Genomic DNA, 3139 nt, shown 5'->3' with positions numbered 1-3139 from the left:
CTGCAGCGAAGGGCCGCGCCCATCCGCCCCCGGCAGGAAGCGGATCGCATCAGGGGACCATGCCCCCGCCTCCGCTCCAAGATGAGCGAGTTCCGCCAACACTTTGGCCTGATTCGACTTAAGGCGATTGACGCGGATATCGATCGGCGCACGATCGGCCAGTGCGGCGCCTTCCGACACGGCCTGCTCGCCAAAGCTCGCTGAGAAAGCAGGCCAAAGCCACTCAGGCACATCGGCGCGGACCCAGCCCGGTGCGTCGTCGAGATCGAAGGTGATCAGCCGGGTCGCCTCCTCGCGCGTCAGCGGCGCGGGCGCGTGGTTCTCGCCCGAGCACAGTTCGGCGATCTCTTCCATCCGGAGTTCGCGCAGGCCGGCGAGCATGCCGAGAACCATCGCGCGCGAGGTCTCCTCGCCCATGGCGAAGGCCGAGGAGGAGCGGCGGCGGAGCGCGTCATAGACCAGGGTCGCAATTGCGGCACGATCCTTCGACCCGGCAAAGCGCCGCGACAGACCCCAATCCTTCAGGGCGTCGGATGCCGGCCGGCGACGCTGTATGATATCGTCCAGCACCTCGATGGCGGCGCTGATGCGGGCGGCAGGGGTCATTGCGTCGTTCCGTCTGGTGCCGGCGTGTGCGGCATAATCTCGGCGCTGTGGTGTCATATAGACGAGGCAGGGGCAACAACGTCTCGACCGGATACTTGAGGCGAAGGCATGTCCCGGACATTCCGTCCCGGTTGAGCAGACGTTCTGCTCCGCCGCTCACGGGCGCTCATGACCGGGCCACCACTCCGGCCGATCTTGCGGCACTCTCCCCGAATGCCGCAATCCGCATGGCGAGCCGGGCTTCCCGGGCTTACGGTCCTCATCGCAGGATGATCCGGCAACCGAGGCTGGTTGCGCTTGCTGCGTCCAGCTTGAAAATCGACGTATTACCATGTGAAGCCGTCTGCTTGACGAAGCGTCGTCGTCAGCGGCACACCGGGGGCGATCGCTCCGATCAAGTGGAAACCACGCCATGCAGCGCTTTTGCCGAATCACGCTTGCCGGTCTTCTTGCCCTGGCCCTCACGGCCTGCGCCACAACAGCGCCGCCAGACCTGACGCCGCCCCCGCAGAAGCGCCTCGACGCCAAGACGACGCTCGAAAACAAGCGCTGAGCCCGCAGCCGATCACAAGCGTCGCTCTGGCTTGGCCGGGCGACGCTTCTGCCGGGCCTCTCGATCGTCGTCCGTCAGGACGCGCCACGATACAGACCGGACGGGCAGCGCCCCCGCGCCTCGCCACAAAGTTGTCCTTGCGGCACAAGACCACTTCACGGAGCTGTCATATCGTCTGATCATGGTCGCGCGCTCTTGCCGCGATCAGGGAACAGATCCGATGAAACAGACGCTACTTTCGGCCACGTTGCTGGCCGCCCTTGCCTGCGGCGGCGTTGCTGCCACATCGCCCGCCTTCGCCCAACCCGTGCCGACCCTCGATGGGAAGAAGCCCCTCATCGTCGGTCACCGCGGCGCCAGCGGCCACAGGCCCGAGCACACGCTCGAATCCTACAAGCTGGCGATCGAACAGGGCGCCGATTTCATCGAGCCGGATCTTGTCGCGACCAAGGACGGCGTACTCGTCGCACGGCACGAGCCGATGCTGAGCGGCACCACGGACGTTTCGGAGCGACCGGAATTCGCTGCTCGCAAGACTGTCAGGAAGGTCGACGGTGTCGACACCAATGACTGGTTCGCCGGGGATTTCACCCTCGCGGAGATCAAGACGCTGCGCGCCAAGCAGGCGATGCCCGATCGCGACCAGTCGCATAATGGCAAGTTCCCGATCCCGACGCTGCAGGAGATCATCGATCTCGCCAAGGCCGAAAGCACCCGGACCGGCCGCACCATCGGCATCTATCCCGAGACCAAGCACCCGATCTTTCATGCCGCGATCGGGCTGCCGCTCGAGGACCGCCTGCTCGATCAGTTGAAGGCGGCCGGCTGGACCGAAAAGTCCTCGCCCGTGATCATCCAGAGCTTCGAGACGGCCAATCTCAAATATCTGCGCGGCAAGACGCAACTGCGCCTCGTCCAGCTCGTCGATGCCGATGACGTCGACAAGGATGGCGGCATCGTGCTGGCCGCGCCCTTCGACAAGCCCTACGATTTCGTCGTCACCGGCGACAAGCGCACCTTCAAGGACCTGGTCACGGCCGACGGGCTGAAGGAGATCAAGACCTATGCCGACGGCGTCGGACCGTGGAAGCCCTATATCCTCGCCGGCAAGCAGACGATCGGCGAGGACGGCAAGCCGAAGGATCTGAACGGCGACGGCAAGATCGACGAGCAGGATCGGGTGCTGATCGCGCCGACCAATGTCGTCAAGGACGCGCATGCGGCCGGACTCTTCGTCCATACCTGGACGTTCCGCAGCGAGCCGAAGCGGCTAACCTCGAATTTCAAGAGCGATCCCGCTGCCGAGTACAAGGCCTTCTTCGATCTCGGCATCGACGGGCTGTTCTCGGACTTCCCCGATGCCGCCGTGAAGGCCCGCGACGCCAAATAAGCCAGCCCCAACGATCAGCAGCCCGCCCCGGATCACCAGGGCGGGCTTTCTCTTGCACATTTCAGCGGGAGATCAATCGCAGACCCGCGTCGTCCGCCTGATCTCGCCACGCGGCGTTTCCTCGATGGTCCTCACGGTGCGGCAATCGCCGCGCCAGCTGCTGCGCTCCCAGCGGGCGCGATCGCGCATGCGCTCTTCGCGGCGGATTTCGCGGTCGATGGCGCGCTCGCGCGGCGAGCGTGGATCGACCGAGACGCCGCCCGGTCCAATGTTGATCGACTGGGCATAGGCGCCGCTCGTCGCAAGCAGGACAGCAGTCATCGTCGGAATGATGAATCTCATGATGCGTTCCTCCATTCTGCAGGCAAGAACGGGGTACATCCCGAATTGTTCCGGAATTTGATCGCGCCGATAGTGGAGAGATACGGGGGGCTATCTCTATCTATGCCTGTTGGATCAATCGCCATGGCAGCGTCCACTATGGCAGACGACGCTCGGTCCTCGCTCTAACCTTGACGCAGTTGCGGCGCGCCGAGGGTTCGGCGCGCCGCATGGTTCAAGTCTTGCCCGGCCTCAGTGCAGGATCTGGC

General features: G+C 64.6%; 4 protein-coding genes. 2 read left to right on the top strand and 2 right to left on the bottom strand.

All coding sequences use genetic code 11. The annotated features are described in order from the left end of the window. The coding region (locus AC1D34_RS35885) for an RsmB/NOP family class I SAM-dependent RNA methyltransferase (RefSeq protein WP_476826827.1) at positions 1-606 on the bottom strand (606 nt) is incomplete at its 3' end. Between the two features lie 412 nt (positions 607-1018). Between AC1D34_RS35885 and AC1D34_RS35880 the strand changes: the two genes are divergently transcribed. Next, a complete protein-coding gene (locus AC1D34_RS35880) occupies positions 1019-1159 on the top strand; it encodes a hypothetical protein (protein WP_441505483.1) in 141 nt (46 codons plus the stop codon). Positions 1160-1379: 220 nt separating this feature from the next. Beyond that, entirely contained in the window at positions 1380-2549 is a 1170-nt protein-coding gene (locus tag AC1D34_RS35875) for a glycerophosphodiester phosphodiesterase (protein ID WP_441505482.1), read from the top strand. 72 nt (positions 2550-2621) lie between these two features. On the opposite strand, the gene AC1D34_RS35870 is transcribed toward AC1D34_RS35875, so the two are convergent. After that, on the bottom strand, positions 2622-2891 hold the full coding sequence (locus AC1D34_RS35870) for a hypothetical protein (RefSeq protein WP_162768527.1): 270 nt from the start codon (positions 2889-2891) through the stop codon (positions 2622-2624). Positions 2892-3139: the final 248 nt, after the last annotated feature.

The organism is Allobosea sp. P1_A7 (assembly GCF_056406775.1).
Note: the sequence above shows the minus strand (reverse complement) of the source record. Positions and strands in the feature narration are given on the sequence as shown.